26 protein-coding genes are annotated in these 23,058 nt (G+C 38.2%); all 26 read left to right on the forward strand.

Going from position 1 to position 23,058, the window contains the following annotated elements:
• Window positions 1–4 precede the first annotated feature (4 nt).
• The 26 genes from KE503_RS06860 (at window position 5) to KE503_RS06985 (ending at window position 23,051) form a co-directional block, all read left to right on the forward strand.
• Window positions 5–196, forward strand: a complete 192-nt coding sequence (locus KE503_RS06860; RefSeq protein ID WP_212384819.1) for a DUF951 domain-containing protein — start codon at window positions 5–7, stop codon at window positions 194–196.
• A gap of 92 nt (window positions 197–288) precedes the next feature.
• Entirely contained in the window at window positions 289–576 is a 288-nt protein-coding gene (gene rpsF, locus KE503_RS06865) for a 30S ribosomal protein S6 (protein WP_055197785.1), read from the forward strand.
• 21 nt (window positions 577–597) lie between these two features.
• Complete coding sequence (locus KE503_RS06870) at window positions 598–1,041, forward strand: single-stranded DNA-binding protein (RefSeq protein WP_055197784.1); 444 nt, start codon at window positions 598–600, stop codon at window positions 1,039–1,041.
• A 16-nt stretch (window positions 1,042–1,057) separates the two neighbouring features.
• A complete protein-coding gene (gene rpsR / locus KE503_RS06875) occupies window positions 1,058–1,312 on the forward strand; it encodes a 30S ribosomal protein S18 (RefSeq protein WP_055197783.1) in 255 nt (84 codons plus the stop codon).
• Window positions 1,313–1,532: 220 nt separating this feature from the next.
• The gene (locus KE503_RS06880) at window positions 1,533–3,608 is read left to right on the forward strand and encodes a DHH family phosphoesterase (protein ID WP_055197782.1); all 2,076 of its coding nucleotides are present in this window, start codon (window positions 1,533–1,535) and stop codon (window positions 3,606–3,608) included.
• A 3-nt stretch (window positions 3,609–3,611) separates the two neighbouring features.
• Window positions 3,612–4,055 carry a 50S ribosomal protein L9 gene (rplI, locus tag KE503_RS06885; protein ID WP_055197781.1) on the forward strand — a complete coding sequence of 148 codons (444 nt, stop codon included), beginning with the start codon at window positions 3,612–3,614 and terminating at the stop codon, window positions 4,053–4,055.
• A gap of 12 nt (window positions 4,056–4,067) precedes the next feature.
• Window positions 4,068–5,408 (forward strand): replicative DNA helicase, encoded by a 1,341-nt coding sequence (gene dnaB, locus KE503_RS06890; protein WP_055197780.1) that lies wholly within the window; start codon window positions 4,068–4,070, stop codon window positions 5,406–5,408.
• Between the two features lie 86 nt (window positions 5,409–5,494).
• Window positions 5,495–6,205: a ComF family protein gene (locus tag KE503_RS06895; RefSeq protein WP_212384820.1), complete on the forward strand. Its 711-nt coding sequence runs from the start codon at window positions 5,495–5,497 to the stop codon at window positions 6,203–6,205.
• 118 nt (window positions 6,206–6,323) lie between these two features.
• Window positions 6,324–7,364: an A/G-specific adenine glycosylase gene (gene mutY / locus KE503_RS06900; protein ID WP_212384821.1), complete on the forward strand. Its 1,041-nt coding sequence runs from the start codon at window positions 6,324–6,326 to the stop codon at window positions 7,362–7,364.
• Window positions 7,365–7,441: 77 nt separating this feature from the next.
• Complete coding sequence (locus KE503_RS06905; RefSeq protein WP_055197777.1) at window positions 7,442–8,236, forward strand: basic amino acid ABC transporter substrate-binding protein; 795 nt, start codon at window positions 7,442–7,444, stop codon at window positions 8,234–8,236.
• A 25-nt stretch (window positions 8,237–8,261) separates the two neighbouring features.
• Entirely contained in the window at window positions 8,262–8,939 is a 678-nt protein-coding gene (locus KE503_RS06910) for an amino acid ABC transporter permease (protein ID WP_212384822.1), read from the forward strand.
• Window positions 8,926–9,648, forward strand: coding sequence for an amino acid ABC transporter ATP-binding protein (locus tag KE503_RS06915; protein WP_022374224.1), 723 nt, complete (start codon window positions 8,926–8,928; stop codon window positions 9,646–9,648). Before KE503_RS06910 ends, KE503_RS06915 begins: the two co-directional genes overlap by 14 nt.
• A 236-nt stretch (window positions 9,649–9,884) precedes the next feature.
• Window positions 9,885–11,183, forward strand: a complete 1,299-nt coding sequence (locus tag KE503_RS06920) for a diguanylate cyclase (RefSeq protein WP_330621929.1) — start codon at window positions 9,885–9,887, stop codon at window positions 11,181–11,183.
• Between the two features lie 49 nt (window positions 11,184–11,232).
• Entirely contained in the window at window positions 11,233–11,403 is a 171-nt protein-coding gene (locus KE503_RS06925; protein WP_212384824.1) for a hypothetical protein, read from the forward strand.
• Between the two features lie 4 nt (window positions 11,404–11,407).
• Window positions 11,408–12,073, forward strand: coding sequence for a response regulator (locus KE503_RS06930; RefSeq protein ID WP_330621924.1), 666 nt, complete (start codon window positions 11,408–11,410; stop codon window positions 12,071–12,073).
• A 156-nt stretch (window positions 12,074–12,229) separates the two neighbouring features.
• Complete coding sequence (locus KE503_RS06935; protein WP_117944936.1) at window positions 12,230–13,054, forward strand: substrate-binding periplasmic protein; 825 nt, start codon at window positions 12,230–12,232, stop codon at window positions 13,052–13,054.
• Window positions 13,044–15,185 carry a response regulator gene (locus tag KE503_RS06940; RefSeq protein WP_212384825.1) on the forward strand — a complete coding sequence of 714 codons (2,142 nt, stop codon included), beginning with the start codon at window positions 13,044–13,046 and terminating at the stop codon, window positions 15,183–15,185. Before KE503_RS06935 ends, KE503_RS06940 begins: the two co-directional genes overlap by 11 nt.
• A 137-nt stretch (window positions 15,186–15,322) precedes the next feature.
• Window positions 15,323–15,616: a hypothetical protein gene (locus KE503_RS06945; RefSeq protein WP_212384826.1), complete on the forward strand. Its 294-nt coding sequence runs from the start codon at window positions 15,323–15,325 to the stop codon at window positions 15,614–15,616.
• A 23-nt stretch (window positions 15,617–15,639) separates the two neighbouring features.
• The gene (locus KE503_RS06950; protein WP_212384827.1) at window positions 15,640–16,113 is read left to right on the forward strand and encodes a PD-(D/E)XK nuclease domain-containing protein; all 474 of its coding nucleotides are present in this window, start codon (window positions 15,640–15,642) and stop codon (window positions 16,111–16,113) included.
• 447 nt (window positions 16,114–16,560) lie between these two features.
• Entirely contained in the window at window positions 16,561–16,872 is a 312-nt protein-coding gene (locus KE503_RS06955) for a hypothetical protein (RefSeq protein WP_212384828.1), read from the forward strand.
• A gap of 12 nt (window positions 16,873–16,884) precedes the next feature.
• On the forward strand, window positions 16,885–17,952 hold the full coding sequence (locus KE503_RS06960) for a V-type ATPase subunit (RefSeq protein WP_022375608.1): 1,068 nt from the start codon (window positions 16,885–16,887) through the stop codon (window positions 17,950–17,952).
• A complete protein-coding gene (locus KE503_RS06965) occupies window positions 17,949–19,898 on the forward strand; it encodes a V-type ATP synthase subunit I (RefSeq protein ID WP_212384829.1) in 1,950 nt (649 codons plus the stop codon). Before KE503_RS06960 ends, KE503_RS06965 begins: the two co-directional genes overlap by 4 nt.
• A gap of 18 nt (window positions 19,899–19,916) precedes the next feature.
• A complete protein-coding gene (locus KE503_RS06970) occupies window positions 19,917–20,351 on the forward strand; it encodes an ATP synthase subunit C (protein ID WP_055197813.1) in 435 nt (144 codons plus the stop codon).
• 17 nt (window positions 20,352–20,368) lie between these two features.
• Window positions 20,369–20,677, forward strand: coding sequence for a V-type ATP synthase subunit F (locus KE503_RS06975; protein WP_022375611.1), 309 nt, complete (start codon window positions 20,369–20,371; stop codon window positions 20,675–20,677).
• An 18-nt stretch (window positions 20,678–20,695) separates the two neighbouring features.
• The gene (locus KE503_RS06980; RefSeq protein ID WP_081020094.1) at window positions 20,696–21,292 is read left to right on the forward strand and encodes a V-type ATP synthase subunit E; all 597 of its coding nucleotides are present in this window, start codon (window positions 20,696–20,698) and stop codon (window positions 21,290–21,292) included.
• Window positions 21,285–23,051 (forward strand): V-type ATP synthase subunit A, encoded by a 1,767-nt coding sequence (locus tag KE503_RS06985; protein WP_055197767.1) that lies wholly within the window; start codon window positions 21,285–21,287, stop codon window positions 23,049–23,051. The genes KE503_RS06980 and KE503_RS06985 overlap by 8 nt, the downstream gene beginning before the upstream one ends.
• Window positions 23,052–23,058: the final 7 nt, after the last annotated feature.

Raw genomic sequence — 23,058 nt, forward strand, 5'->3', positions numbered from 1 at the left:
ACCGATGGAATTTCAGATAGGAGATATTGTCAAATTAAAGAAAGCACACCCATGTGGAACGAATGAGTGGGAAATACTCAGAGTAGGAATGGATTTTCGCTTAAAATGTGTTGGATGCAGCCGACAGGTTATGGTACCAAGAAAGAGGATTGAAAAAAATTTTAGAGGATTTATAAAAAAAGCTTGCCAAGATTAGATTTTTATGATAGAGTAAATATTCGTGGTATATAAAAATATCCTTGCTCTTTCACGAAGAAAGAGCCACTAGACCAAAAGGAGGTGCAAGTAATGATGAAATATGAATTAGCATTAGTTTTAAGTGCAAAGATCGAAGACGAAGAACGTGCAGCTATGGTTGAAAAAGTTCAGGCAATGATTACTACAGCAGGTGCAACGATCACTAACGTCGATGAATGGGGTAAGAAACAGTTAGCTTACGAAATTCAGAAGATGAAAGAAGGATACTACTATTTCATCCAGTTCGAAGGCGAAACTACAGTTCCAGCAGAACTTGAAGAAAGACTTCGTATTGAGGAAACTGTATTACGTTTCTTATGCGTTAAACAGGATGCGTAATTAACAGGAGGGATCCGAATAATGAATAAAGTAGTATTAATGGGAAGATTGACAAGGGACCCTGACGTAAGATATTCACAGGGTGAAACACCTTTGGCAATTGCCAGATATACGTTAGCAGTAGACAGAAGATTCAAGAGAAACGGTGAACAGGATGCAGATTTTATTAACTGTGTGGCATTCGGACGCACAGCTGAGTTTGCAGAGAAGTACCTGAAACAGGGTACAAAGATGGTCGTTTCTGGAAGAATCCAGACAGGTAGTTACACAAACCGTGACGGAGTTAAAGTTTACACAACAGAAGTTGTGATCGAAGAGCAGGATTTTGCGGAAAGTAAAGCAGCTGCAGCCCAGAACAGTAGTATGGGAGTTCCACAGCCAAGCGCGCCACAGCCTAGTGCCGCAGCAAGCGATGGTTTTATGAATATTCCAGATGGTTTGGAAGAAGAATTACCATTTAGTTAAATAGGAGGTAGAAATCATGGCTTATACAAAAGGCGATTCTCCAATGAGAAGAAGAGGCGGACGTAGAAGAAGAAAAGTATGTACATTCTGTACAGAAGCCGACGCTGTAATCGATTATAAAGATGTAGCAACATTAAAGAAATATGTATCTGAAAGAGGAAAAATCCTTCCAAGACGTATTACTGGAACATGTGCTAAACATCAGAGAGCTGTTACAGGAGCTATTAAGAGAGCTAGACATTTAGCTTTAATGCCATATACAGCTGAATAATTTTAAGCAGATAATGAAGAGTTATATTGTGACGAATGTTGCGATATAGCTCTTTTTTCTTTATATTAAAATATATTGTTTTGTAGAAAAAACATGTCGTAATGATTAAGAAAATTGCAGAAATTGAACAAATATCTCGCTTTCGTTAAATACAATGTACAAATTCATACAATTGAGGTATAATAAAGGATAATTGTAATAACTGAATCAGGAGAAAAAAATGGACATTATGAAGAAAACAAAGATAGAACAGTATCTTCAAAGACCATTATGGGTATTGCTCATTTTGGTTTTTATAGATGTAGAGTTCTTTTTCTTGGATATTCGATGTGCAGTAATCTTAGCTGTCGTTATCATTGCATTTGCAATTTTTCAAATGGTCATTTATTCCAGAAGTAAGCAAGCAATCGTGAAAGAATGTATGAACTTTATGTTTGAACAGAGTCAGGTGCAGAATTATCTGCTTCAGCAGCTTCCAGTGCCATATGCTTTGCTTGATGGGAATGGGATGATCATTTGGTCGAACGAGGCATTTCAAAAAATTGCAGGAGATAACAGAGGAAAGTCGATTCAGCAGATTTTTAATAATCTGAATCGTAATCTGATTCCATCTGATGTCAGCCATGCGATTTCACATATTGAATACCAGAAGAAATACAAAGATGGTGACCAAGAAAAGGAACAGACGCTGTTCTATAAGGTAGAGATGAATCGTATTCGTGTGGAAGATTTCTCAGATGAGAATGATAACAGCTGTTCCAGACAGATGCTGAAAGATAATGACCTGATCGCAGCTTATTTCTTTGATCAGACACTGCTTAAGAAATATATGGAGCAGAATGAGAACCAGAGAATGGTTATTGGATTGATCTATATTGATAATTACGATGAGATCCTTGATGATATTGATGCAGTGAAACGTTCAATGTTGATCGCAGTTGCAGATCGTAAGATCAATAAGTTTATCCAGAATGTTTCTGGTGTTGTGAAGAGAACAGAGAGAGATAAATATTTTGTTGTGTTTGAACAAAAATATCTGGATAAGATCAAAGAAAACAAGTTTTCAATTCTTGATGAAATCAAGACGATCAACCTTGGAAATTCTATGCATATGACACTAAGTATCAGTTTTGGAATTAATGGAAACACGTATCAGGAAAGCTACGAAGCAGCTTGTGCTGGTATGGATCTTGCTTTGGGACGTGGTGGTGATCAGGCAGTTATCAAAGATGGAGAAGATATCTCTTATTATGGTGGTAACTGTGAGGTTATGGAACGTACAACAAGAGTCAAAGCACGAGTGAAGGCACATGCATTAAAAGAATTGTTGGAATCTAAAGAGAATGTTGTGATCATGGCTCATAAGATCCCAGATCCAGATGCGATCGGTGCAGCTGTTGGGTTATACAGACTGGGACTTTCTCTGGGAAGAAAGGCACACATCGTTATGAACGAAGTGACGATCTCTGTCAGAGCAATGGTTGATGAACTGAATAAGAGCGGCATTTACGATGAAGATATGTTTATTGATAATGAACAGGCCATTGATATCACAGATGAGAATACACTTTTGATCGTTGTAGATGTAAATCATGCGAATTATACAGAATGTGAAGAATTGCTAAATCGGACTAAAACAATCGTGATCTTAGATCACCATAGAAAGAATAAAGATATGATCAGAAATCCAGTTCTTTCTTATGTAGAACCATATGCTTCTTCTACTTGTGAGTTAGTTGCAGAGATTCTTCAATATGTAGATTCTAAGCCAAAGCTGGAACCAATGGAAGCGAATGCTATGTATTATGGTATGCTTGTTGATACCGATAATTTTGTGAATAAAACAGGAGTCAGAACATTTGAGGCAGCGGCATATTTGAAACGTAATGGGGCGGATCTTACAAAGGTAAGAAAGATGTCAAGAGAGAGTATAGAAACCTACAGGATCAGAGCCAAAGCAATCAGCGAGGCAGAGATTTTGTATGGAAGATTTGCAATTGCAACACTTGTAGGAATCGGAGTGGACAGCCCTACAGTCATTGGTGCGCAAGTATCGAATGAATTGCTAGATATAGATGGAATAGAAGCGTCATTTGTTTTAACAAGTGTTCATGAGAGAGTTTATATCAGTGCAAGATCGATCGATGAAGTAAATGTCCAGAAGATCATGGAAGAATTCGGTGGTGGTGGCCATTTGACAGTTGCAGGAGCACAGCTTGTCGATGTATCATTAGATGAAGCAAAAAATATTATCCGTGAGACATTAAAATATTTGGAATCAAAAGGAGATATATAAACAATGAAAGTTATTTTATTAGAAGATGTAAAATCAGTTGGAAAAAAAGACGAAGTAGTAGAAGTTAACAACGGATATGCAAGAAATGTATTATTTCGCAAAAATTTAGGAATCGAAGCTACAAAGAAAGCTTTAAATGACTTGAAATTAAGAAAAGCAAATGATGACAAACTGGCAGCAGAAGCATTAGCAGAAGCGAAAGTTTTAGCAAAAGAGATTGAAGAAAAACAGTTAGTATTAAAGATGAAAGTCGGAGAAGGTGGAAGAACATTTGGATCTATTTCCACAAAAGAGATCGCAGCAGAAGCAAAGAAACAGTTAGGGTATGACTTAGATAAGAAGAAAATGCACTGCGAACCGATCAAGAATCTTGGATTCCATGATGTTACAATTAAAGTTCATCCACAGGTAACAGCAACATTAAGAGTCAAAGTAGAAGAAAAATAAGAGGGCATATTTATGGATGAAGCATTTATCAAGAAAGTGCAGCCAAACAGCCCAGAGGCAGAACAGTCTGTGATCGGTGCAATGATCATGGATAGAGACGCGATCGCTGATGTTATTGATATTGTAAGTGCGGATGATTTCTATCAGAAGCAGAATGGCATTTTATTTGAAGCGATGACAGAATTATATCGGGAAGGAAAGCCGGTGGATCTGGTAACGCTTCAGAATAAATTAAAGAAAAAAGATGTGCCGGAATCTATGAAATCTCTTGAATTTATCAGAGATCTTCTAGAAGCAGTCCCAACGTCTGCGAATGCGAAACAATATGCAAAGATTGTCAGTGAAAAGGCAACACTTCGTAAACTGATCAAAGTCACAGAGGACATCACAACGGAATGTTATCTCGGCAAAGATGATGTGACAGAGATTCTTGACCATACAGAGAAGAATGTGTTTGGACTTCTTCAGCAGGCAAGTGGAAGAGAAGATTTTGTACCGATTGATAAAGTCGTGTTAAATACGCTGGACGCGATCGAGGAGGCAGCAAGCTCTGAGGGACGAGTGACGGGTATTGCAACAGGATTTACAGATCTGGATTACAAATTATCTGGATTACATCCATCCGAGCTTATCATCGTGGCAGCACGTCCTGCTATGGGTAAGACAGCATTCGTATTGAATATTGCACAGAGAGCGGCAGTCAGAGATCATGTTCCAACTGCGATCTTTAGTCTGGAGATGTCAAAGGAACAGCTTGTAACCCGTATGATGGCGATGGAAGCGATGGTTGATTCTCAGTCCATCCGTACTGGTGATCTTCAGGAAACGGACTGGGAGAAGATCATGGAAAGTGCCGGAACGATCGGACGTTCTCCATTGATCATTGACGATACACCGGGTATTACAATTGCGGAGTTGCGATCTAAGTGTCGAAGATACAAACAGACACACGGACTTGATCTGATCATTATTGACTATCTGCAGCTGATGTCAGGAGGAAAACGTTCCGAATCAAGACAGCAAGAGATTTCTGAGATTTCCAGATCGTTAAAAGCACTGGCAAGAGAGATGAATGCGCCAGTGATCGCATTATCTCAGTTAAGTCGAAGAGTAGAAGAGCGAAAACCAGCCAAACCAATGTTATCTGACCTTCGTGAGTCAGGATCGATCGAGCAGGATGCCGACGTTGTAATGTTTATTTACCGTGATGAATACTATAACGAAGATTCTGAGAAGAAAGGAATCGCAGAGATCATCGTGGATAAACAGAGAAATGGTTCAACGGGTAGTGTAGAGCTTGTATGGCTAGGACAATACACTAAATTTGGAAATAAAGAAAGAGCACCACATTAATGTCTGGTGCTTTTTCTTACGCATACAACTGGATAAAATATACAATTTAAATAAAATAATACAATTCAATAAAAAGGGGGTATCTTATGTTATCATTTCTATTTCCTCCAATTTGTCCATTATGTGCAAAAGAATTGTTGGACAAAGGAGAGCATATCTGTAAATCTTGCAGTAAAAAGCAGATCTTTATCAAAGAACCGACCTGCTATTCCTGCGGAAAACCAATGAAAAATCACGAAAAAGAATACTGCAGTGACTGCAGACAACACCCGAAAAACTTTGAACGTGGAATGGGATTATGTATTTATCAGAAACCAGTCACGAATTCTTTGGCTGCGATCAAATATAAGAATGAAAGGAAATTTGCAAAATATTATCTGGAAGAGATTCAAAAAAGAAAATACAGAGATTTGTTACAGTTAAAAATAGATGTCATCATTCCTGTGCCGATCCATAGAAAAAAGAGAAGAAAAAGAGGCTTTAATCAGGCAGAAATTTTTGCAAATGGAATTGCAGAAATGTTAAACAAACCTATGTATACAAAGATTGTAGAAAGAATTCATGATACGAAACCGCAGAAACAATTAAACCCAGGAGAGAGAAAAAGCAATTTAAAGAAAGCATTTCGTGGAAATTTAAAAGAATATCAGAGAGCAGGAATGCCAAAAAGAGTGTTATTAGTAGATGATATTTATACAACAGGATCAACCGCAGAAGCGGTAACAGCAGCTTTGAAACAACTAGGAATCAGAGAGGTTTATGTATTTTGTATAGCAATCGGAAAAGGATTTTCCTGATATTTCCGTCATGGTATTTTGTAGAAAGGTCTGTTATAATGAGGTCTGGCTGATCCATGAAGATTTGAAAAAGATATGGATCAGAGGGAAGAAGATAGAGTTAGAAAGAGGCAAATAGATGGAAAATCGATATGACTTAAGTGGATCTCTGCTTCACTGGTATGATTATAATAAACGTCTGTTACCATGGAGAGAAAATAAAGATCCTTATAGAATCTGGATTTCAGAGATTATGCTGCAACAGACAAGAGTAGAAGCAGTGAAACCGTATTTTGACCGTTTTATGGAGGCATTGCCAACGGTTTATGATCTAGCCGAAGTAGAAGATGATCGACTGATGAAACTATGGGAAGGCCTTGGCTATTACAATCGTGCAAGGAATCTAAAAGCAGCAGCACAGACGATCGTTCAAGAATATGGTGGACAACTGCCTGCAGATTATGATAAATTATTATCGCTGAAGGGCATTGGAATGTATACAGCAGGGGCGATCGGATCGATCGCATTCGAACTACAGGTTCCTGCAGTAGATGGAAATGTTCTTCGTGTGCTGGCTAGATTATGGGGAGATGACTCTGATATTCTCAAAGATAAAACAAAGAAAGATATGGGAAGAAGGATCATGGAATTTATGTCGGAAGACCGACCGGGAGATTTTAATCAGGCATTGATTGAACTGGGTGCGACAGTTTGTGTGCCAAATGGGAAACCATTATGTGATCAGTGTCCATGGGATACGGTTTGTAGAGCTTACAAAGAAGATCTTATAGACAAATTACCGGTCAAAACGCCGAAGAAGGCAAGAAAGATCGAGCATAAGACTGTATTTTTATTAGAATGCAACGATCAGATCGCAATCCATAAACGAGGAGACAAAGGATTGCTTGCCGGATTATGGGAGTTCCCGAATGAAGATAAGAAAATGGATGCCGAAGATATCAAGGAATGGATGACTGTGCATCATATGGAAGATGCCAAGGTAGAAGCAGCAGGGAAAGGAAAACATATCTTCAGTCATGTGGAATGGCACATGGAAGGAGTAAAAATTTCCTTAAAAACACCTATAGAAAGCAAAGATTACGTTTGGGTACTAAAAAAAGAACTAGAAAATACGTATGCATTGCCGTCAGCATTTGAAATATTTCGTAAGATATTGTAAAATAAAAACTATGTATATAATTACAGACTTATAAAATCCCGTAAAGGGCAAATTCATTTTTAAAAGGAGAAAAGATTATGAAAAAGTTTTTAACAGTCGCATTAGCCGGTGTACTGGCAGCTTCTATGCTGTTCACAGGATGCAGTAAAAAAGCAGAAAGTAAAGTTCCAGACAAACTGATCGTAGGAACAAACGCAGAGTTTCCACCATTTGAATACATGAACGATAAAAAACAGCCAGAAGGTTTTGATATCGCTATGATCAAAGAAATCGGAAAACGTATGGGTAAAAAAGTTGAGATTAAAAACATGGAATTCAAATCTCTGATCGGTGCTATGGAATCTGATTCTATCAATGCGATCATTGCTGGAATGACAAAGACAGAGAAACGTGAAAAAGCTGTAGATTTCTCTGACAGCTACTATACAACAAATCAGGCGATCATCTTAAAGAAGGATAGCAAGATCACAAAATTAGCTCAGCTTGATGGAAAGAAGATTGGTGTTCAGGAAGGAACAACAGGAGATTTAATTTCATCTGGAGATAAATTTGGAGATGGTAAGAAAGCGAAAGTCCTTGTCAAAGGTGCAAAGGTAAAACGTTTTAAGAAGGGCGTTGATGCTGTCATGGATCTGAAAAATGGATCAGTTGATGCAGTAGTCATCGATGAATTAACAGCAAATGAATTTGTGAAAAAGAATGCGAAGAAGTTAAAAATAGTGATCGATTCTGCAGGATCTGAATACTATTGTATCGCACTTACAAAAGGTAATACAGCTTACAAAGAAGAGGTCAATAAACAGATTAAAGCAATTAAAGAAGATGGAACATATGATAAGCTGAAAGCTAAATATATTGATTCCAAAAACTAGAAAATAGGAAGGTAAGGTTTCAAAAATGTTAGATTCATTTTATACCGCATTTATTGAAGAACAACGTTACCTGCTATACCTCGATGGACTAAAGATGACAATTCTTGTGTCAGTCATTGCGATCATCATAGGTGTGGTACTTGGTACATTGTTAGCATTAATGCGTTTGACAGCAGAGCAGAAAGGAAAGAGTACACTTTTATCAAAAATCGCATACGTGTACATTGATGTCATTCGTGGAACACCAACGTTGACACAGTTGATGATCATGTATTTCGTTATTTTAAAAGGTCAAAGTGGACTGCTTGTAGGTTCCTTAACCTTTGGTCTAAACAGTGCAGCTTATGTTGCGGAGATCATCCGTGCAGGAATTCAGGCTGTTGATCAGGGACAGATGGAAGGTGGACGTTCTCTTGGATTATCCTATGTACAGACAATGAAAGATATTATCCTGCCTCAGGCGATTAAGAACATTCTTCCTGCCCTTGGAAATGAATTTATCGTACTGGTAAAAGAAACTTCTATTTTAGGATATGTAGCGATCGTCGATCTGACAAAGGTATCAGATTTCGTAATTTCAAGAATCTTCGAAGCACTGGCACCATTGCTTGGAACAGCACTAATCTACTATGTGATCGTTAAGTTCCTGACATTAGGATTAAACGCATTAGAAAGGAGACTGAGACAAAGTGATAGACGTTAAAAATTTGCATAAATATTTCGGATCTCTGGAAGTGTTAAAAGGCATTGACTGTCATATTGACAAAGGAGAATGCGTTTGTGTGATCGGACCATCTGGATCTGGAAAGAGTACATTTTTAAGATGCTTAAACTTATTAGAGACTCCTACAAAGGGAGATATTGTCATTGATGATATGCATTTAACAGAGAAGAATTTCGATGTTGATGCAATGAGAAAACGAGTTGGAATGGTATTTCAGCATTTTAACTTATTCCCACATCTGACAATCCTTGAGAATGTTACATTAGCTCCAATCCGTCATAAGATGATGACAGAAGAACAGGCAAAAGAAAAAGCCATGGAATTGTTAAATCGTGTCGGTGTCGGTGACAAAGCTGACAATTATCCAGCACAGTTATCTGGTGGACAGAAACAGCGTGTAGCGATTGCAAGATCTCTGGCATTGTCACCAGAAGTCATGTTGTTTGACGAACCAACTTCCGCACTTGATCCAGAGATGGTTGGAGAAGTATTAGAAGTTATGAAACAGCTTGCCAAAGAAGGTATGACCATGGTTGTTGTAACTCACGAGATGGGATTTGCGAGAGAAGTGGCCAACCGTGTATTCTTTATGGATGGCGGTGGAATCCTTGAAGAGGGAACACCAGAACAGATTTTTGACCATCCACAGGAAGAACGAACAAAGACATTTTTAAGTAAAGTGTTATAAGAAGATGATGAAGGAGCAGATACTGCGATATTGTAGGATCTGCTCCTTTTTTGGTACTACCAAAGAAAAAGATTGTAAAAATCAGCATTCTCGATGGAAAACGACAAAAGTATGTGATATCATAAAAATATATATTAATAAAGTGTATTGTTAACATAAAGGGAGTATAGATAGGGTGACGCAAGTAAAATGTATAAAAAATAAAAGTTATTATGAATTAGGGGTGAAAGTTGTACGTGAATACAAATGTTAAGATGACCAGACAAGAGGTAGAAGAAGAGATAAAAGTACTAGAGAAAATTTTTGATGTTGTTAGAATTTTGGATGGAGAATTTTTATCTAAGATGCAAGAGAATCCCTGTGTGAGAGTACAGCTTGGAATGTGTAAATGTTATGAATTTTGGAAGAAGAATAAGCCATGTGAGAATTGCATATCAGTAAAAGCGTATACAGAGAAACGGCAGAAGACAAAACTAGAGTTTCTTGATACAGACATATATCTTGTGATCTCAAGATATATGGAAATTGATGATGAACCGTGTGTTATGGAACTTGTCAGATATCTTGCGGATGATACATTAATTGATATGGATGGAAGAGATAAACTTGTCGGCAAATTAAAAGGTTATCAGGATAAATTATACAGAGATCCTTTGACGGGAATCTATAATCGAAGATATTTTGAGGATGAGATTAGAGATATGCAGAATCCTGCTGGGGTTGCAATGATCGATCTGGATGATTTTAAATTATATAATGATATTTATGGACATGATATGGGAGATCGTGTATTAAAAACCGTAGCCGATGCAATCAACCACTGCATACGAAAGACGGATAAACTGGTTCGTTATGGAGGAGATGAGTTTTTACTGATCCTTCCGAATATGGGCAGAGGCACTTTGCGTGGGAAATTACTGCAGATTCAGGAAGCAATTCAGAATGCGAAAATTCCAGAATGTTCAAGACTAAGACTGACAGCAAGTATCGGTGGTGTTTTGTCTGAGAATGAAACCATCGATGAAGCAATCGCAAGGGCAGACCATTTGATGTATAAGGCAAAAGATTATAAAGCGATAGTAGTGACCGAATGTGATAAAAAGATGCTGGATGATGAAGAAACTAAGAATAAACCAAGAATTATGATCGTAGATGATTCAGAATTTAACCGGGAAATTCTGTCAGAGATCCTGCAGGAAGACTATGAGATCGTAGAAGCGGAAAGTGGAAGAGAAGCTCTTCATAAACTGGGTGAGTATGGACTGGGAATTTCTCTAGTACTGTTAGATATTATTATGCCAGAGATGGACGGTTTTGAGGTTTTAAAACATATGACAGAAGAAGATTGGATATCAAATGTTCCAGTCATCATGATCTCAAGCGAGGATTCAGAGAATTATATCAGACGTGCCTATGAGATGGGTGTTACCGATTATATTAACCGTCCATTTGATGCAAATATCGTCTATCAGCGTGTATCAAATACAGTAAAATTATATGCAAAACAAAGAAGACTGATGGCACTGGTTACATGAACCGTGCAGAGGGAGCGTTAAACACAGAATAGATAAATGGTGAGAAAATATGAAAAAAGAATACGATGCAGACATTTTACAGGCTTTTAGCCAAAGCTATTTTACAGGAATTTTAGTAAATGTCGGAGAAGATCGTTATGAGGTATTGCATCTTGCTTCTTGGATGAGACATATTTCAAAGGAAGGAAGTTATACAGATTTTATTAAATTGTATGAGTAATGCGATGAAATATACAAAGGCAGGGGGAACAGTAGGCTTTCGCATTATTCAGAAAGGGCATGCACCAGAAGGCTTTGCAGATTACGATTTTGTTGTAAAAGACAATGGAATTGGAATGGCGATTACAAAGAATATTGTAGATATGATGGGTGGAACTATCAAAGTAAAAAGTGAATTAGGAGTGGGATCGGAGTTTACGATCTCTCTTAGATTTAAGATAACCCAGCAAAACAGCAAGAGAGGAGTTATCAAGGAATTAAATGGTTTTCGTGCATTAGTAGCAGATGACAGTATGGATAGTTGTGCTAGTGTTGAGAAGATGCTGAGAACGATCGGACTTCGTCCAGAATGGACAACGTCTGGTAAAGAAGCGATATTCAGAGCCAAATATGCATCCCAGGAAAAAGATCCATTTCAAGTTTATATCATCGACTGGCTGATGCCGGATATGAATGGGATTGAAGTGGTACGGAGAATCCGTATGGAGATCGGGGATGAAGTACCGATCATTATCTTGACAGCATATGACTGGGCAGATATCGAGCAGGAAGCAAGAGAAGCTGGAGTTACAGCATTTTGTGCGAAACCGTTGTTTGTATCAGAATTATACGATGTACTGCAGAACGCAAGCCGTCCTGTGAAGACAAAAGATAAGGCAATTAGAGGATAAGACAAAAGCAGACATTCCGATCATTGCAATGACAGCGAATGCATTTGAGGAAGATGCAAGGCTGGAATGAATGCACATATGGCGAAACCTATCCGAATTGAAAGTTTGTATGAGATTATAGAACAATACTTATAGACAAATCATACGAGGTGAACTATGCATTTAAAGAAACTTATGACTGGAGTCATGGTCTTTTTTCTGTTAGGATGCTTTCTTTGCGCATGTGGAAAGACAAAAGATCAGACTAGAAAAATAATAAAGGATACGAACAAGAAGATTATTATCGGTGGAGATAACTACCCTCCATTTAACTATACGGATGAGAATGGCAATCCGGCAGGGATCGATGTAGAACTTGCCAAGGAAGCTTTTTCTCGTATGGGTTACAAACCAGTCTTTGTAAATATTGATTGGGAGAATAAGAAAAATCTTGTAGAACAAGGGAAAATAGACTGCATATGGGCGTGTTTTTCAGTGACTGGAAGAGAAAATGATTATCACTGGGCAGGGCCTTATATGCTGAGCCATGAGGTTGTCGCAGTGAACAACAGCAGCAAGATCTATAAGCTGTCCGATCTTAAGAATAAAGTCATTGCGGTTCAGTCTACAACCAAACCAGAAGAACTATTTCTAAAACAAACAGACCCCAAAATACCGAAAGTAAAACAAGTCTACAGCATGGAAAACAGAGAACTGATCTACACTTCTCTGGGCAAAGGATATGTAGACGCTATTGCAGCGCATGAAATTTCAATCAGACAGTATATGTCCGATTATGAAGCAAAATACAGGATCCTTGATGAAGACATTCTTGAGACAGGGATTGGCGTTGCATTTGCAAAAAATGATCAAAGAGGAATTGAGAAAGAATTGTCAAAGACATTAAAAGCAATGGTCAAAGACGGAAGTGCCAAGAAGATTCTGAAAAAGTATGTTTCTGATGCAGAGAAATATCTGGAGGTGAGCAGCCTTGAGAAATAAAGCAGATAAAAGATTATGGACATTGAGTATCGTTGGCTGTGTGATCGTTGTTCTGACAGTTCTTTTCGTGTCTATAAAAGTGGAGACAAACAATGTCAAAAACAGAATTCATTCAACGATAGAGTACATTAAGGATCAATATTCCATGTATAACAGCTTCAATGATGCGGTTGAAGCAAAAAGCCTTGTAAGAATGGTTGAAAAAGTCCAGCAGACCGCAAGAAATTTTAAAGCAGATGATCAGGCGTTGGAAAAAGAGCATTTAAAACAATATGCAGGGGAACAAAAACTTACAGGTATCATTGTATTAAATGATAAAGATCAGCAGATTGCACAATATCATATGGGATCAAGATTTCAAAAAGTGATGGACTATGTCATGGAAAAAGAAACACTTCGTGATGTAAAAAAATATCCACAAAAATCATATATGGCAAGAATTGATCTGAAAAATGGAGGTTACATTGATCTGGCATCTTATGGAAGGATTGATGCAAAAGGAACGATCATAGGATATCAGTATATAAAAGCTGAGTATGCCAAAAACAGTGAACTCACAATCAAAAATGTGCTTGCCGGATATAAGCAGGAAAATGATGGAACGATCGTGATTACAAATGGAAATGACATCATAGCATCAAATGACAAGAAACTGATCAATACAAAGGCACAGAATAATCCTGTCGTCAATGAGATACGCAAAAGCGTGAAATTAGGACAATTTGCGGTCATCCAAAATGGCATCAAACGATATTTTACAAGTCTGGATAAGGGACGAAATTATTACATTTATATGTATGCAGAGGACAGGGATCTTGTAAAAACATTGACGAGTAACATAGGGATCGCACTTATTTTATATGGAATTTTTGTAACCATTTTAATGACGATCAAGGCAAAATCAAACCAACAGTATGAACTCATTCAAAAACAGAGGGAAGAAGAGTATAAGAAAGAGCTGGAAAAATCAGCAAGAGAAGCAAAGAAAGCAAATATTGCAAAAACAGAGTTTTTACAGAGAATGAGTCATGATATCAGAACTCCGATCAATGGAATCCGGGGAATGGTGGAAGTCGGTGATTATTACAAAGATAATCTGGTAAAACAGGCAGAATGCCGTAAAAAGATATGGGAAGCATCTGGATTCTTGCTGGAATTGATCAATGAAGTTTTGGATATGGGAAAATTAGAATCAGAAGAAGTAATCTTAGAGGAAAGAAGTTTTAATTTTTTTGGATTATTTAAAGAGATTCGGATGGTCATTGAAAAGCAGGCAAAAGAAAGAGGAATTCAGATCATTGTACATAAATACAGAGTGATTCACGAAAATTTGATCGGAAGTCCTTTACATGTGAAAAGAGTTGTAATGAATATTCTGACGAATGCAATTAAATATAATAAAGATAATGGAAAGATTATCATGGAATTTCAGGAGGTACAAGAAGATCAGGATACAGTTAGGATTCAATTCAAATGCAAAGATACAGGAATCGGAATGAGTGAATCCTTCCAGAAGAAGATTTACGAGCCATTTGCACAGGAAAAGGTAGGGGCAAGAACCGTTTACGGCGGAACAGGGCTTGGAATGCCGATTACGAAAAGTCTTGTAGAGAAAATGGGCGGAACGATTTCATTTGAAAGTGAACAAGATGTAGGAACAACATTTGATATTGAGATTCCATTCCAGATTGATCATAATAAACAGTGTGAAGAACATAAGAAAAAAGAAGTAAAGGAAACATCAATCAAAGGTGTTAATGTATTGCTTGCAGAAGACAATGAATTAAATATGGAGATCGCAGAATTCGTGTTGGAAAGTGCAGGGGCGAAAGTGATTAAGGCATTTAATGGGAAAGAAGCGTTGGAAATCTTTAAAGCATCCGAACAGGGAGAAATTGATGTGATTTTAATGGATGTGATGATGCCGGTTATGGATGGATTAGAAGCTACGAGATATATCAGGCGGAGCAATAAAGAAAATGCTAGAGATATTCCAATCATTGCGATGACTGCCAATGCATTTACGGAAGATCGGCGAAGAGTTTTGGAAGCAGGGATGAATGAGCATTTGGCGAAGCCGTTGGAATCTGAGGTGTTGATTGAGATGATTGCGAAGTATTGTGGGAAGTAGTAGATTACAAATAGAAAGGAGGAAAGAGCAATGACAAAACAGCCTTTGGCAATTGGAATCGAAAACTACAAAGAAATCATAGAAAAGAATATGATATTACAGGAAACCTTATTGATAATACCGAATATTTTGCTAAGATGAAGATTTGGCAGGAAAAAGAAATATGTAAAAAATATCAAGGAAAATATCCAGTTATTACATTATCACTAAAAAGTGCAAAACAGCCAACTTTTGAATTGGCGTACCAGATGATCGTAGAACAGATCGCCTCAGAATTCAAAAGACATCGTTATTTATTAAAGAGTGATGTCTTGCTAGAAGATGAAAAAGAACGATACCAAGCATTGATGACACGAAAAGGAAGTCAGGCAGAGATGACAATGGCATTAAAATTTCTGTCAGACTGCTTGAAGGAAATACAGTTTATCTGAAACTGGCAATTCCAAATGAAGAAGTGAGATATATCTATCAGAATACGATACAGGAATGGTTTAAAAAGAATGTAAGATCAAAAGATTTAAGCAGTATGTACGAAGCTCTTCTTGATGGAAATCAGGAGAAGTTCGAAGAATATATCAAACAAGATCTCAGAGAAAGTATTAGTTATTATGATAAAAAAGAAGATTTTTATCATGGATTTCTCTTAGGATTATTAAGCAGTTTGGAAGACTATGAGATTCTTTCAAACAGAGAAAGCGGAAATGGAAGACCAGATATTTTATTAAAACCTTATGATGAAAAGAAACCGGCAGTGATTCTGGAACTTAAGTATGCTGAGAAATTTACGCAGATGGAAGAGAAATGTAAAGAGGCATTAAATCAGATCGATGAAAAAGGATATGCAGATGGTTTGACCAATGAGGGATATGAAAAGATATTGAAATATGGAATCTGCTTTTGCCAGAAAAGCTGCCGTGTGTTTATATAATGATGAGAGTGTTAAAGGTATAAATTAAAAATTAAAACGAGAAAAGAGACAAGTGTGAAAAATATCAAAATCACAACTTGTCTCTTTTTAACATATTAAAAAATACATGGTATAACTCTTGCTTATTCATAAGGGGATAGAGGCGATGGGAGCATCGCCTCTTGTAAGTATTCAGATTAATGTACTACAAAAATCTATTGCCAGTATACAATATTTTCGGGGGGGGTGCAAGCTTTTTTTCTGGCTATAGGAAAATTCTATAAAGCAGAAATATTTGTTGAGAGAATAAAATTTCAAGAAATGAGAGAGGCTATAACACACAACAGATCATGAAAAATTGTCGGAAAATTGTGAATAATTGCTAAATTAATGCAAAAAATCAGATAAAATACTGGTAAAAATAAACGCAAAGGACTACAATGGTTGGTATGAAAGGAGGTTTAACTGATGGAGAGAATTGCAGAGAAACTTTCAGAGATCGAAATGACAGCGCGTTCGATCGTAGATGGCGCGCAGGAACAAAAGCATCAGATGGAAATGAAAATGCAAAAGCAGCGGGATACATTTGATGCGGATATGGAAAAGGAGACAAATGAAAAGATATTAAAGATTCAGTTGGATCTTGCAACAAACATGGAAAATCTTCTAAAGAAACAGGAAGAACAAAATAACAATGAAATAGAAGTTTTAAAACAAGACTTTAAAGAACATCGCAGCGAGTATGCAAGGCAGATACTAGAGCGGGTGATCAAAGTATAGGAGGCGGTGTCATTGAGAGATGTGATGCGCTACAGCGGAATTGTGACGAAAGTCGCAGCAATGCGTGCAAAGCTTTTAAAGCCGCAGGATTATGAACGGCTGGCTTCCATGAATACAGTGACAGATATTATCGAATATCTGAAACAGACGAAATCGTACGGAAAATTTATCAATCAGATGGATGAATCACTGTATCACAGAGGAAATATCGAAAAAGTTCTGATCCAGTCATTGTATGATGATTATACAAGACTTTACCGTTTCGCAGATATGCAGCAAAAAGAGTTTTTAAAGATTTTTATGAAACGCTATGAAGTTGACTTGATTCGATATTGTTTAAGGATTGTATTTAATCACAGTAATGTACCATTTGATCTAAATTACAAAAAGCCGTTTTTTGATAAGTATTCAAAGATTCGAATCGATCAGCTGGTAACGGCAAAGAATATCGACCATCTGGTAGATTATCTGAAGAATACAGAATATTACGCTCCACTTTCAAGGATCAGGGAATCAGGAGCATCGACATTAGCGGATTATGAGCTGGCATTGGATTTATATTATTTTTCCATGATGTGGAAAGCACGTAAAGGAAACTGGAACAAAAAAGATCAGGAGATGCTCACAAAAGAATTAGGAGCCAAGATCGATCTATTAAATCTTCAATGGATTTACAGGGCAAAGAAATATTACCATATGCTCGCACCAGACATTTATACATTGTTAATTCCGATTCAGCATAAACTAAGCAATCAGGAATTTAAAGATCTGGTTGAAGCACCATCGGTGGAAGAATTCACAAGAAGATTAAATGAAACTTATTACGGAAAGAAATATGAGTTCGGAGAACAGGTGCAGATGGAAAGCGTGGTAAATGAATGTGTAGAACATATCCTAACGATCGCTTACAGAAACCACCCATATTCTCTGGCGAGTATACAACAATATTTATTTTTAAAGGAGGAAGAGACTTATAAGATCACCACGGCACTGGAATGTATCCGCTACGGATTATCACAACGAGAGACATTACAGTATTTGGTGAGACAACAACGACGTCAAGGAGGTAATGCATCATGATCGTAAAGATGAAATTCTTAAGCATTTCCGGTCCGAGAACTGATATTGACAGGGTAAGTGCATCTTATCTTTCCAAATACGAAATGCAGCTGGAAAATGCGATCACAGAATTGAAGACGACAGATAACCTCATGCCGTTTATGGATGTGAATCCTTACAAAGAACCGCTTTCCAAAGCGGAACAATATGTAGCGATGCTTGCACAGCCAAAAGGGGAGATGGATACCTCTCTTACGGCAGATGAGATCCTTACAATGATCCGGGATCTCAATCATGATTATCTGGATCTTAAGGTGAGAGAAGACCGGTTAAAGAAGCAGAAAGAAGAATTCTTAGAAAGGCTTCATGAACTCGAACCGTTTCAGCCTTTAGAGTTAAATTTAAAAGAAGTTTACGGTTACCAGTATATGAAAGTCAGATTTGGACGGGTAAACGTAGAGTATTATCAGAAACTTGAAAAATATTTATTTGATGATCTCAATGCGATCTTTTTGGAGGGAGTCCGGAATGAAAATTATGTGTACGGATGCTATTTTGCAGCACATAAAGAAATGGGAAAAATCGATTCAACGTTTAAATCTCTGCATTTTGAAACGATATCACTCCCAGATGATTACGAGGGAATGCCAGCAGAAATCTGCAGGAATCTAAGAAATCAGATCGATGAGATTGAAAAAGAAATTAAAAATGTCCAGAAACAGATGAAAGATTTCTTATCTGTGAAAGCAAAGAAGATCCGAGGTGCCAAATATAAGTTAGAGGAATTATCCAACAACTTTGATGTTCGTAAAATGGCAGCCTGCATGGAAAATGAAGAACAGGAAGATTACTACATTCTCTGTGGCTGGATGAGTGAAAAAGATACGCAGGCATTTATCGAAGAGACAAAAGATGATGATCGAATCACGATCATCGTCGAAGAAGGCCGAGAAAAATTCTTCGGTGATCCACCGACGAAATTACAGAACCCAAAATTCTTTAAACCGTTTGAAATGTTTATCAGAATGTATGGACTGCCATCCCATGATGAGATGGACCCAACCATTTTTGTGGCACTGACTTATACCTTTATTTTTGGAGCCATGTTTGGTGATGTTGGTCAGGGATTGTGTTTGTTTATCGGTGGGGGATTACTATATAAGATCAAGAAATGGAATCTTGCAGGAATCATTTCGATAGCTGGAATCTTCTCTACATTCTTTGGATTTATGTTCGGAAGTTTCTTTGGATTTGAAGGAACGATTATCAAGCCGATGTGGTTATCGCCAATGCATGCAATGATGAAATTACCATTTGTCGGACAGTTAAATACCGTATTTATCGTGGCGGTTGCATTTGGTATGGCACTGATCCTGCTTGCGATGGTATTTCAGATCATCAATGCAAAGAAACGAGGGGATAAAGAAAATTTATTTTTTAGTCCAAATGGAGTTGCAGGACTTGTATTTTATGGATTCCTTGTCTTAACGATCGTGCTTTATATGACAGGACACAAAACACCAGGAAATATCATGATGGTCATTTTCCTTGGAATTCCAGTCATACTGTTTTTGTTAAAGGAACCATTAGGACAGCTGGTCGAAGGAAAGAAACCAAAAGCAGAAGGCGGTGTCGGAATGTTTTTGGTACAGGGATTTTTTGAACTGTTTGAGACGATGTTAAGTTTCTTCTCCAACACAATCTCATTTGTGCGTATCGGAGCATTTGCAGTGAGCCATGCGGCAATGATGGAAGTTGTTTTGATGCTTGGAGGCATCACAGACGGGGCAGGAAATCCAAACTGGATCATCATTGTTCTTGGAAATATTATCGTGTGCGGACTGGAAGGTCTGGTTGTCGGAATTCAGGTATTACGTCTGGAATATTATGAGATGTTCAGCCGTTTCTACACGGGATCAGGAAGAGAATTCCATCCATATGACAATCATGCAGGCAAGGAAAATTAGGAGGTATCGGTTATGGTTATGACATTAGCAATCAAATTAGTGATCATCGCAGCATTAATTTTAAGTATATTTATTCCTTTTGGTTATTTTCTTCATGGAGAGAGAACAAAGAAACGTTATAAACGAAGCATTGCATTTAACGCATTTTTCTTCTTCGGAATCATTGTGATCGCCGGAGTGATGATGTTTATCACAGATCCGGTACAGGCAGCTCAGGCAAGCTCTGATGCTGGAATGAGTACAGGATTAGGATATCTGGCAGCAGCATTATCAACTGGACTTTCCTGCGTTGGTGGTGGTATCGCTGTAGCGAGTGCTGCAAGTGCAGCCTTAGGTGCGATCAGCGAAGATCCAAGTGCATTAGGTAAATCCTTGATCTTCGTAGGTCTGGCAGAAGGTGTGTGTCTGTATGGATTGATCATTTCATTTATGATCATCGGTAAACTTGGATAGATCAGGAAGTGATATTTATGAAAATGTATTTGATCAGTGATAACGTAGATACATTGACAGGAATGCGGTTAGCCGGAGTTGATGGAGTCGTGGTTCATGAGAGGGATGAACTAAAAGAAGTGATTGAAAAAGCTATGAGCGATCCGGAGATTGGGATCGTGCTTTTGACAGAGAAGTTTGGAAGAGAATTTCCAGAACTGATCGATGAGATCAAACTGGAACGCAAGATGCCGCTTCTGATCGAGATTCCTGACCGGCACGGAACTGGGCGGAAGAAAGATTTTATCACGTCTTATGTCAATGAGGCGATCGGATTGAAATTATAAGCCGGCTGTAGAAGGAAGGTGACGAATGTGACAGTAGAAGAAAAGATTTCACATATTAGGGAAGCTGCCATGGAAGAGGCGAGAGCCAGAGGAAATGAAATCATAGACCAGCATCAGAAGGCTTTGGAAAGCGTGTTCAAGACACATAAACAAGAAGCTGTGATGCAGGCAGACACGAGAATTAAGACCGAAACAGCATCGGCAAGGCAGCAGTTAAATACAGCAACATCCAAAGGACAATTAAAACTTCGAAGGCAGTTAAGCCGTGTTCAAAATGAACTGAAAAACAAGCTGTTTGAGGAGGTCCGTGAGATGACCGATGAATATATGAAAACGGAAGAATACAAAGAATTGCTCGTATCCTATATTGCCAAAGCAGCAAGATTTGCAGATGGGAATCCACTGACGATCTATATTAACAGCTCCGATCAGGATAAGAAAGAATTTCTTGAAAAACGGACAGGAATGACAGTCACAGTTAGTGAGGAAGATTTTATCGGAGGAATCCGTTCAGTCATTCCGGGAAGAAATATTTTGATCGATCACTCATTTTCGGGAGCCTTGGAGAAAGAATACGAAGAATTTACCTTTAAAGGGGGTGTGACAGGTGAGTAAGACTGGAACAATTTATGGAATCAACGGACCTGTCATTTATCTGGCTGGAAATACTGGATTTAAGATGTCAGAAATGGTTTATGTCGGCAAAGAAAAGTTAGTCGGAGAAGTCATTTCGCTGGATAAAGACCGAACAACGATACAGGTCTATGAGGAAACATCTGGGTTAAGACCGGGAGAGATCGTGGAAGCAAGCGGAGAAGCAGTATCTGTTACATTGGCTCCCGGAATCTTAGATAATATTTTTGATGGAATTGAACGCCCGCTTGAGAGAATTGCTGAAAATGCAGGTGCATTTATCACAAGAGGTATCAGTGTAGATTCGCTTGATATACAGAAGTTGTGGGATACAAAACTGGTTGTCAATGAAGGAGATGTTCTTCATGGAGGAGACATCTATGCCGAAGTGCAGGAGACAAGAGCGATCGTACACAAATGCATGGTACCTCCAGATCTTACAGGAACGGTTACCTTTGTGGCATCTGATGGAGAACATACGATCAAAGATCATATGATCACATTAAGATTAGATGATGGAACAGAGAAGATTTTAACAATGATCCAGAGATGGCCAATTAGGGTTCCAAGGCCAGTATACGATCGAATTCCGGCATGTGTGCCATTGGTCACAGGACAGAGAATACTGGATACCATGTTTCCAATCGCAAAAGGTGGAACAGCAGCGATCCCAGGCGGGTTTGGTACTGGAAAGACAATGACCCAGCACCAGATCGCCAAATGGTCCGATGCGGATATCATTATTTATATCGGATGCGGGGAACGTGGAAATGAAATGACGCAGGTATTGGAAGAATTCTCAGAATTAGTCGATCCAAAGAGTGGAAATCCATTGATGGACCGAACAACACTGATCGCTAATACGTCTAATATGCCAGTGGCAGCACGTGAAGCGTCTATTTATACAGGGCTTACACTGGCAGAATATTACCGCGATATGGGTTATGATGTCGCGATCATGGCGGATTCTACCTCAAGGTGGGCAGAAGCATTAAGAGAATTATCTGGTCGTCTGGAAGAAATGCCAGCAGAAGAAGGATTCCCGGCATATTTGGCATCGAGATTATCTGCTTTTTATGAGCGAGCTGGGATGATGCATAACTTAAATGGAACCGACGGTTCCGTAACGATCATCGGTGCGGTATCACCACAGGGAGGAGATTTTTCTGAGCCAGTAACGCAGAATACAAAGCGATTTGTCCGCTGTTTCTGGGGATTGGATAAATCGTTAGCCTACGCAAGACATTTCCCAGCGATCCACTGGCTGACAAGCTACAGTGAATATCTTACAGATCTTGGAGGCTGGTACAGAGATCATGTATCACCGAACTTTGTGGACTATCGAAACCGGCTGATGGCAATCCTGAATCAGGAAAGCAGTCTGATGGAGATCGTAAAACTGATCGGTGGAGATGTTCTCCCAGATGATCAGAAATTAACGTTAGAGATTGCAAGGGTAATTCGATTAGGATTTCTGCAGCAAAATGCATTCCACAAAGACGACACCTGCGTATCTATGGAGAAGCAATATAAAATGATGGAAGTCATTTTATATCTATACCAAAAGAGCAGAGAATTAGTGGCAAGAGGAATGCCGATGAGTGTGTTAAAAGCAGAAGGAATCTTTGAGAAAGTCATTGCGATCAAATATGATGTTCCAAATGATAATCTGCAATTACTGGATCTTTACCATAAACAGATTGATGATTTTTATGACGCAGTACTGGAAAAGAATGCATAAGGAGGCG

It is taken from the genome of Anaerostipes sp. Marseille-Q3525 (assembly GCF_018223505.1).
Classification (GTDB): domain Bacteria; phylum Bacillota; class Clostridia; order Lachnospirales; family Lachnospiraceae; genus Anaerostipes; species Anaerostipes amylophilus.

Bases quoted from the DNA above. Each gene is read 5' to 3' on its own strand.
- KE503_RS06905 (WP_055197777.1), top strand. From the start codon at position 7,442: ATGAAAAAGTTTTTAACAGTCGCATTAGCCGGTGTACTGGCAGCTTCT.
- rplI (WP_055197781.1), top strand. From the start codon at position 3,612: ATGAAAGTTATTTTATTAGAAGATGTAAAATCAGTTGGAAAAAAAGAC.
- KE503_RS06910 (WP_212384822.1), top strand. From the start codon at position 8,262: ATGTTAGATTCATTTTATACCGCATTTATTGAAGAACAACGTTACCTG.
- KE503_RS06955 (WP_212384828.1), top strand. From the start codon at position 16,561: ATGGAGAGAATTGCAGAGAAACTTTCAGAGATCGAAATGACAGCGCGT.
- KE503_RS06930 (WP_330621924.1), top strand. From the start codon at position 11,408: ATGAAATATACAAAGGCAGGGGGAACAGTAGGCTTTCGCATTATTCAG.
- rpsR (WP_055197783.1), top strand. From the start codon at position 1,058: ATGGCTTATACAAAAGGCGATTCTCCAATGAGAAGAAGAGGCGGACGT.
- KE503_RS06860 (WP_212384819.1), top strand. From the start codon at position 5: ATGGAATTTCAGATAGGAGATATTGTCAAATTAAAGAAAGCACACCCA.
- KE503_RS06935 (WP_117944936.1), top strand. From the start codon at position 12,230: ATGCATTTAAAGAAACTTATGACTGGAGTCATGGTCTTTTTTCTGTTA.
- KE503_RS06925 (WP_212384824.1), top strand. From the start codon at position 11,233: ATGAAAAAAGAATACGATGCAGACATTTTACAGGCTTTTAGCCAAAGC.
- dnaB (WP_055197780.1), top strand. From the start codon at position 4,068: ATGGATGAAGCATTTATCAAGAAAGTGCAGCCAAACAGCCCAGAGGCA.
- KE503_RS06895 (WP_212384820.1), top strand. From the start codon at position 5,495: ATGTTATCATTTCTATTTCCTCCAATTTGTCCATTATGTGCAAAAGAA.
- KE503_RS06965 (WP_212384829.1), top strand. From the start codon at position 17,949: ATGATCGTAAAGATGAAATTCTTAAGCATTTCCGGTCCGAGAACTGAT.
- KE503_RS06945 (WP_212384826.1), top strand. From the start codon at position 15,323: ATGAAGATTTGGCAGGAAAAAGAAATATGTAAAAAATATCAAGGAAAA.
- KE503_RS06970 (WP_055197813.1), top strand. From the start codon at position 19,917: ATGACATTAGCAATCAAATTAGTGATCATCGCAGCATTAATTTTAAGT.
- mutY (WP_212384821.1), top strand. From the start codon at position 6,324: ATGGAAAATCGATATGACTTAAGTGGATCTCTGCTTCACTGGTATGAT.
- KE503_RS06870 (WP_055197784.1), top strand. From the start codon at position 598: ATGAATAAAGTAGTATTAATGGGAAGATTGACAAGGGACCCTGACGTA.
- KE503_RS06975 (WP_022375611.1), top strand. From the start codon at position 20,369: ATGAAAATGTATTTGATCAGTGATAACGTAGATACATTGACAGGAATG.
- KE503_RS06880 (WP_055197782.1), top strand. From the start codon at position 1,533: ATGGACATTATGAAGAAAACAAAGATAGAACAGTATCTTCAAAGACCA.
- rpsF (WP_055197785.1), top strand. From the start codon at position 289: ATGATGAAATATGAATTAGCATTAGTTTTAAGTGCAAAGATCGAAGAC.